This window comes from Streptococcus sp. 27098_8_74 (genome assembly GCF_041431705.1).
GTDB lineage: Bacteria > Bacillota > Bacilli > Lactobacillales > Streptococcaceae > Streptococcus > Streptococcus salivarius_E.
The window spans coordinates 1-8,964 of the sequence record NZ_JAPVYF010000044.1; the positions used below are offsets into that span (position 1 = coordinate 1).

Consider the following 8,964-nt stretch of genomic DNA (forward strand, 5'->3'; position numbering starts at 1 on the left):
TAAAATAAAGAACTTTATCAAAAGGGGAATGAAATGAGTAAAATTTTTATTGCACATGCCTGGTCAGATGATGAGAATTATAGTCAGAGACAATTAGACTTTATACGTAAACTTGAGCTCGAACTAGAAGAAAAAAATTTAGAAGTTATTTATGATGATAATACTGTTAACAAAAATACTTTAAATCAATTCATGATTGAAAATATTAGAAATTGCGATGTTATTTTATCTATTTGTGACAAGGCGTATTTAGAAAAATCTGAAATAGACGATTCGGGTGTGAGTTTCGAAATAAAAGAAATAACAGAACATAAATTCTTAGATAAAGTAATACCTATCAAAATCTCAACAGATGATTTGCCTTACAAATTTGGTACATTACCTTACGAATCTTTCTGTAAAGAATTTGAGGAAATGTCGTTTGATTCATCCGAACAATTAAATTCTCTTTTTATAAGATTATCTGAAAAGCTCTCAAAAGAAGAGCTCTGGCCTCAAGATAAATTAAAAGAAGAAGTTCATTCGCAACTTGATTCGATTGGTTTAATTTCTAATGTTCTTAATTCCACATTAAAGCTTTCAGATTTGTATACTTATCCAGAACTAAGAATAGATAGAAAAGAAAATATAAGTTATCTTTCAGCAGAAAAGTTACTGAATAGTAAATATTATTTAGATAAATTTTTTATAGTAGGCGATAGACAAAGTGGAAAAACATCTTTTGCAAAAAAATTATTTTTAGATATATATAGTGACGGTTTTCAACCTATCTATTTAGAAAGTAAAGAGATTAATTCTCAAAATATAGAAAAGGCAGTTCGCAACAAATATATTTCAACATATAAAACTATCCATAAAAATAAAGCAGAAAATATAGTTGTTATAATTGATGATTTTCATAAACTTTCGACAAAATTACAAAATACTGTTAAAAAAATTGACAAGTACGCAGGATTAATTATGTTTGTTGATGATATTTATGATATTAGTTCGAATGACTTCACAGTAACAAGATTCACAATACAACCTTTCAAACCTTCTTTAAGAAATGAGCTTATAACAAAGTTTATAGAATCAAAATCACTCTATAGGGATTTAAACACAAATGATAAATTAAAGAAAATTGATGAGAATTCAAATCTTATTGATATCAGTTTGGGTTTAGATAGAGGATATAAGAATGGTATTATCCCCGCATTTCCTCTGTATATTTTAATTATCCTAGGTTCTTCAATTGATGTTAACAATAGATTTGATACTCCTATATCTTCACACGGTCATTGTTATAATTTACTAATTCAGTTAGCTTTTCAAAATTGTGGAATAAGTAATGATCGGATTGTGTCTTATATAAACTTTTTGTCTTATTTTTCTATGTATCTTTTTAAAAAAGAAGTCTTAGAAGTATCAAATAAGGAATTCAATTTATTTTTAGAAGATTATCAAAATGATTATAAAATCTTTGACCTAGAAGAGTATCTAAGTTTACTAATGAAAACTGGATTGTTGAAAAAAAGCAACTCTTCTAACTATAGTTTTTGCTATGAGTATCTATATTATTACTTTTTAGGGCAATATCTATCTGATAACTTTAATGAACATCTTGATGACATAAAAGACATTATTTTGAATCTGGACTTAGAACAGAATGGCCACATAAGTATTTTTCTAGCGCATCATTGTAAAGATCAACGATTAATAGAAATGTTAAACTCTAGCTTAGAGAATACATTTAGTGATTATACAGAAGCAACACTTGATTCTGTAGAGTTGGGTGATTTTGATAAACAAGTTAATGACTTATCTAATAATATTGATTACAGGATAGAGAACTTCGACGAAAAACGAAAATCCGAATTGAAGCATCGAGACAGATTAGAGGAAAATACATACTCAGAAAGAGATAACTCAGAGATAATTGAAAAAAAACAAGCTCATAGACAAAATCAAGTTAGAAATGCAATTCAAACTGTAGAAGTAATTGGAGTAATTCTTAAGAACAGATACGGGTCAATAAAAAACAAAGAATTTAATAAAATACTAAAAAATACAGTTGATGCTAATTTAAGACTTCTTAACTCTTTTATTCAGATTGTCTCCGATAAAGATTTTATACTTTTTCTAGAGAACTTTATTTCAAAAGAAGTTGATACAGAAAACCTAAATGAGGATAAACTAAGAAAAGATATTCATGACATACTTGTGAGTATGAATTTTGCTACTATATATTCACTAATTATGAAAACTGTTTCATCAATTGGTTCAGAACCTATTTCTTATTATTTTTCAGAAATGGTGGAAAATAGCAATATTAATCCTAGCTATATATTAATAAAAAGGGGATTAGAACTACAATATGAAAAACAATTCTCGGAAAAATCTATCTTAAATGATAGAAATAATAAAAATATGTCACACGTAGCTCGTACCATATTGAATTTAATGGTTGTTAATCATGTATCACGGCATTCCTTTAGCTATCAAGAAAAAGCTAGAATAGAAAAAAGATTTGGGTTTAAACCTAATTCACTCCTTAAACGAGAACAACACATAAAATCAATAGAAAACAGATAATATATAACAAGTTAAAAATTTTTGAATCCACCTATCGATGCCATAGGTTGGATAGCAAAATAGCTATAAATGGTATAAAAAAATCTCTTAGATTCATGGCACTGCACCCATAAAATGAGACACAAGAAAACTTTCCTGTTGAAATCTGGTAAACTAGAAAATAGGGTGTTTTTTGCTATACTTTAGTATAAGTTTGAGGATGACTACAATTTTTAATAAGAAAAATAGGCGATCAGTATCGCCTATTTTATTTCATCATTTGCCCATCTGTCGACATCTTGCAAAAACCATTCAATAATCTTATTTTTATCTGTACTGTACACATCATCATGAGAATCAAACTTGTAAACTAATGGAGATTTTTGTCTAAAACGATAAGAAATAATATCTAGCATTTGTTTTACTTCATCTGGTGCGTAGATGTCTCCATAGTAGACTTCTTGATTATGACATAGGTCTAAGAACATAGAGTAATATTCTTTTAGAACTTGGTCAAATCCCTCTATTAGGGATAAAGCATTGGCATAGTATATAATGTCTTTCTTTTTTTGTTCTTGGTATAAGGCTGATTCTTTGAATTTATTGACTTGTAGGTACATTATTTCATTGTACATTTTCACTTGGTCGTCTACTACCCATTCATTGTGTTTACTCAATATGAATCGGTTAAATTTATCAGATAGAATTAGTTTTCGATATTGGTAGAAATTTAACGTAGTTGTTTTTCCTCTATGTGTAGGAGCTACTTCTTTTATCATTTCGTTTAATCTATTTCGGTTTGAATTATTTCCCGTATCCTCCACTTTAAATGGAATGCCAAATGTATCCTTCAAAAATTTCCGTAATTGCGATGAGGTAACAGAGAAAGATGAATGGAACACTTTTTCTAATTGATGTGGCTTAAAAAAAAGTTCCCAATTTTTTCTTGTGGGGTCGTTATGTAATTTCAAGTAATCAGATGGAACTAATACCCTAATATCTCCGCTTACTATTCTATTCAAATCAAATGTAAGTTCCATAAAGTCTCCAATTTGGTTAGTTTTCATTATATTTTATGCTAAAAAGCGTTACAAAACAAGGTTTTTTAATTTTAAATTATTAACAATTTGGTTAGTTTTTTATATTCAAAAGCCTTATACTAGTAGTATAAAATATTTAGAAAGGACAGGTTTTCAACCTATAGGTAATTTACCATGACAACAAAAGAACAACTACTCAAAGAGGTTGGAGAATTACAAGTCTCAATATTTTCGGATTGTGGTCAAACTGCTTGGCGTTATCACGTTCGTGATACTTGGACAAAAGAAGCAACGGAAGAAGCGCTTGAAAAGATTGGACAAGGTGCGACTACAATTGATTTAGCTCCAGATGGTCTAAAAGAAATTTGGAGAAATGATTTTACTGACAAAAAATATTCACGTGATTATTGGGTCATTAAGAAATATACACCTAGCCAGCTTGAAGAATATGCTCTCCTCTTAAAAGAGTTACAATCACGGGTCTTTCCATATTTTGATAAATAAATGACTTTCCGAAAAATTGTTCTTTTTTTTCGGAAAATAGTAAAACATAAGAAAAATCCCAAAAACCATTGCGGTTGTAAGCTTTTCTTGTTTATCCTTATCAATCTGTGAATCTGAAAAACGCTCAAAATCGCTCTACCAGTATAAAAATTCGTAGTCTAGTACCATTTTAGAGATATAAATAGAATAAATAAAAACGGTGGATCAGCATACGCCGACCCCTGTTTTATTTTTTAAATTCATTCATTTTACTTTCCAGAAGATTTAAGTTACAAGCAAATTTTACATTAACTCTTTTCTTTATTGCTTCAATAGTCTTAGTGGCTGTGTCTATTATAATGTCATCTTTTCTTGATAAACGAAAAGAATATTCTTTAATCAGCAAATTATGTTTATAATTTCACTGGTAAAGCCGAATAGAACAGAAACTTTTTATTCTTATAATGCAAAAGAAGCTCTTAGAAGAAAAACTTCCGAGAGCTTCTTTTTTAGTCTGAGATTAACCATAGGTTAGTCTTTTTGTTGTTCATTGAGCAATAAATATAATCGCAATAAAACCAAAGCTACATAAGTACAACCTTACCAAAGATGGTGAAGTCGTCCTTTTCAGAAAGGGTATTTGGTACCTCGCTAGAATTTAGTGAGTTTAGAAGAATGTCACCATTATCTCTATTTTGACTCACCTTCATTACGTGGTACTGACACTTTAGCTGTACGATGCAAATATCACCGGCTCGAAGGACAGAGTCTTTCATGACAAACATTACTTCATCATTGAAGAAACTAGGTTCCAAGGAATCACCAACAACCTTAAACGCAATATCATGTACCGGAATAGGAACAGGGTAGTCAAGGCAGTCAACTGGAACCTCTGATAGTTCAAATCCATGTGCGTCGGCTCTAGCATAAACACTGAGTCTTTTGGTTGGTCGTTCATCTTGTCCAACTATTTGTTTCCTATGGTCCTTTTCTCTGATTTCTTTAGAGATATGCTGATTATCTAATAGTTTTTCCAGTATTTAAAGTGAGTTGGTTTAAGTCTAGTGTACCAGCTTACAGGCAAGATATTTGTTTAGAACAAAATAAAAACTAGGGGGGAACCCTAGTTAGCAGTAGACGTTCATACAGGAGTATTATGTAAGTAAGAATGTTAGAGTGAAGTCTCTATGATAGAAGCTAATTAGAGACAAAGGGAAGATTAATTCATAGTTTGATGTATGTGTCTACTACTGAGATTATAACAGTGTGATTAGAATTTTGCAACAAGTTTTGTTAAAAGTCAAATTCTCAACTGAGGTAAGATAACATTTCAGATTAAGCTAAAATTTTTCTGAGACAAGTAAAATTGTAATTAGGGATGCCTCAAAGCTGTTCATATTTAGTAATCTAACAGCATTTTAGATTCTGATGACGAATTGATAATTAAATTTAAGTGGCCAAATAATTACTATGCATACGAGAAAATAATAGAATTAGATTGTATGACGATTGTCATTTAAATTATATTGTGCTATATTACTTCTTAGATAGTTTATCTATGTATCATCATCTCCCAAGGTAGATGGGTAAACTGTGGAATATTATTGCAGAAAAACGTAGGAGCTACTCTTGCGTTTTTTCTTATGTCAAAATTCGTATATTTTCAAAGGGTTTAGGGAAAGAAAAAAGTTAAACTCTATTTAAAATCTAGAGAAGAGTATTGCTATTTTAACTCTTCATACTAGTTTGCTATAAAAAATGATTAGATTCCAGAGTAAAATTTAGATTGTAAAACCTTATCATTCTTATTCCTACTTCCGGATCTCTAATATATGTGTTTAAAATTATATTATAAGAAAAAATAATGTTAATAATATCCATATATATGGCTTTAGAATTAATGGTTTATTATAATATATTTCACATAAAGAAAATAAGTGTAAAAATTATAAATAATTCAGAATATTCCATTGACAGAAAAGTTAAAAGTGCTAGAATTTAGGTGTTAAGATTATATTAAAAGGAAATTTGTATTATGGGAAAAAAAGAATCACAACGTTTCTCAATCAGGAAGTTTAACTTTGGTGTTGCTTCTGTGCTTCTGGGAACAGCCATTTTTGTGATGGGAGCAACCAGTGTTCAGGCAGATGAAGTAAGCGCTACCACTGAGGTTCAATCTTCTTTTACGGCGAAATTGAATGAAAACCAAGTTAACAGTGTTCAAGAAAGTAGCGTTGAACAGAATAACGTCTCTAAAATAGCGTCTAATGAAGGTCAACAAAATAACGCAACAGTAGCACCTACTAATACTAATGATAATGCTAAAGTAGAAGTAAATGACATTCAACAAAATACTCCGGTGGCCAAAAATGAAGAAGGTGTTCAAATAAAGGAGTTGAATTCAGTACCTTCGGAACCGGTAACAACAAATTCTTCGCAAGTGATTGAAGAAGAGAAAGTTGATAACCACCCTTCAAATGAACGACGCAGAGCTAAAAGGGAAGCTACCTCATCAACTGAAGAAAGTAAAACAACCTTTTCCAAAACAGGTGACACAATTACTGTGAAAAATCCTAATGTTGAAGTCATTTTTCCAAATGGGAACAGTCTATATGCTCCTGCGGAAACAGTCATTCATATGGAACTACCTGATGAATTAGAGATAAAACAAAATGATAAAATCGTTGTCGATATTCCCGATGCAATTAGAATTCCTACAAGTTTGCATTATGATGTAACTGGTCCTAGTGGTGAAATAATAGGTAATGCTTTTCTAGATTCAATCAGTAATAAAGTGATAACTACTTTTACAGATTACTATGAGAAAAACAAAATTGCAAAACAATTTACCTTAACCTTTAGTACCGGTTGGAAATCATATGTTAAACCAAATGTTCCAACAGAACTCAATTTTAGTGGACGAAAAATTACAGTAACAGTAGGTCCGGAGAGTGCCCCTGTACCGGTAGAAAAAACAAAGGTAACAAAATATGGTGAAGCGGTAACTGGTCATCCTGAACTAATCAGATGGACTATCCGTCTAAACTCAGGTAGTTTGGTAGCTCCTCAAGTTTTGACAAATTACCAACTAATTGATACGCTTCCAGATGACCAAGTCCTAGTTCAAGATGGGGATCCTGTTTTGGATGAATTTGATACTAAAACGAAAGAAACTTGGCGTTTAGGACATGCGACATCTATTCCTTCAGATAATGTAGATTTATGGAACGGTAAAGCTCTTAGAGCTGAAAGAGTTCAGTCAATTACTCCATGGGTTTCCAAAGGTAATGCAATTCAATTATTGGAAAATATCAAAGAAAGCCCAACTGGTTTTTCTTTTAAGATAGCGCAATTGAATGAGCTTGTTTATGTTCGCTATATGACGCGATTAAAAAATGTACCTAATACCAATAAGGAGTTACAAGAAAAACACGGTAATAATATCAAAATCACTTACAACACTGGTGAAGAACAAAGTTACCAAGCAACTTTTGCATTTAAAGCAGGTGGTTCAGGTTCAGCTTCAAAGGCAAAACAACCAGCAAGGGTTGATTTAGCGTTTACAAAACGTCTTGAAGGAAGAAAGTTAACGGCTGGTGAGTTCACCTTTAATCTAGTTGACCAAAGTGGTAATGTGGTTGATACACAAAAAAATGATAGTTTTGGCCATATTACTTTTATTCCACAGTTATTTAACCATGCTGGTGTTTATCACTATACGGTTGAAGAAGTGCCAGGTACGGAAGCAGGTATTAATTACGATGCAATGAAAGCAGAAGTGAGTATCACAGTAGATGAAGATGGTAATTCGTACATAGCTCATACAATTATGCCAACGGACACCGAATTCAATAACACCTATACTCCTTCCCCAGTAAAAGTAGGTCTAGAATTTAACAAAGTCCTATCCAATGGTAGTCTAAATGTGGGGGATTTCAGCTTTACACTGATTGGTGATAACAATGTTAATGAAACTGTTACTAACAAAGCTGATGGGAAAATTACTTTTAGTGACTTATCATTTGATCATGTTGGTGTTTTCAACTACACAGTAAAAGAGGTGAAGGGGGATAAACCAGATGTAGACTACGATGATATGACGATTGCGGTGAAAGTAACTGTATCGAAAGATGAGGAAACAGGTCTGTTAACAGCGAAAACAGAGATGGCCTCAACAGGTGGTGAAGCAACTGGTACAGATGACAAGACTTTTAACAACTATGCGGTAGCGCCAGTGATAGCGCAATTTGACTTTAGTAAAGTCTTGGCAGGACGCACTCTTAAAGACGGTGAGTTCAGTTTTGTCTTGAAAGATGCGACTGGTAAAGTACTTCAAACGAAGAAGAATGGAGCCGATGGAAAAGTTTCATTCGATGCGCTCACTTATAAGAATAATGAAGTTGGCGTGCATAAGTACACTGTAGAAGAAGTCGCAGGTTCAGAAGCCGGAATGAGTTATGACCCAATGAAGGCAGAGGTAACAGTGACTGTCACGAAAGATGGTCATACCCTTACAGCGACCAAGGCTCTTCCAACAGATACTGAATTTAATAATGCTTTCACACCAGCGGCAACCAGTGCCCAATTCAAGTTCACGAAGAAACTTGAAGGCAAAGCCCTAGAGGCAGATGCTTTCAGCTTCGAGTTGCTTGAAAACGGTCAAGTTCTCCAAACGAAGAAGAATGGGGCAGACGGCACGATCCAATTTGACGCTATTTCATACGATAAAGAAGGCACTCATACCTACACTGTTCGTGAAGTGGCAGGCACAGATACAGATATTGACTACGATACTATGAACGCTGAAGTGACAGTTAAGGTCACAAAAGACGCCACAACAGGTATCTTGACAGCCAATGTCACTATGCCAACAGATAGCGAGTTTAAC

Annotated in this window: 5 protein-coding genes; 3 read left to right on the plus strand and 2 right to left on the minus strand. The window is 32.4% G+C overall.

Annotated elements, in window-relative coordinates:
• Positions 1–33 precede the first annotated feature (33 nt).
• Positions 34–2,574 carry an NACHT domain-containing protein gene (locus O3670_RS10535; RefSeq protein WP_371596131.1) on the plus strand — a complete coding sequence of 847 codons (2,541 nt, stop codon included), beginning with the start codon at positions 34–36 and terminating at the stop codon, positions 2,572–2,574.
• 242 nt (positions 2,575–2,816) lie between these two features.
• Here O3670_RS10535 and O3670_RS10540 read toward each other — a convergent pair whose 3' ends face one another.
• Positions 2,817–3,593 (minus strand): hypothetical protein, encoded by a 777-nt coding sequence (locus O3670_RS10540; protein WP_080610177.1) that lies wholly within the window; start codon positions 3,591–3,593, stop codon positions 2,817–2,819.
• Between the two features lie 174 nt (positions 3,594–3,767).
• Between O3670_RS10540 and O3670_RS10545 the strand changes: the two genes are divergently transcribed.
• A complete protein-coding gene (locus tag O3670_RS10545) occupies positions 3,768–4,097 on the plus strand; it encodes a hypothetical protein (protein WP_080610176.1) in 330 nt (109 codons plus the stop codon).
• Positions 4,098–4,660: 563 nt separating this feature from the next.
• Here O3670_RS10545 and O3670_RS10550 read toward each other — a convergent pair.
• On the minus strand, positions 4,661–5,116 hold the full coding sequence (locus tag O3670_RS10550; RefSeq protein ID WP_371596133.1) for a S24 family peptidase: 456 nt from the start codon (positions 5,114–5,116) through the stop codon (positions 4,661–4,663).
• Between the two features lie 995 nt (positions 5,117–6,111).
• Between O3670_RS10550 and O3670_RS10555 the strand changes: the two genes are divergently transcribed.
• Positions 6,112–8,964: streptococcal pilin isopeptide linkage domain-containing protein (locus O3670_RS10555; RefSeq protein WP_371596132.1), on the plus strand; the 2,853-nt coding region annotated here is incomplete at its 3' end.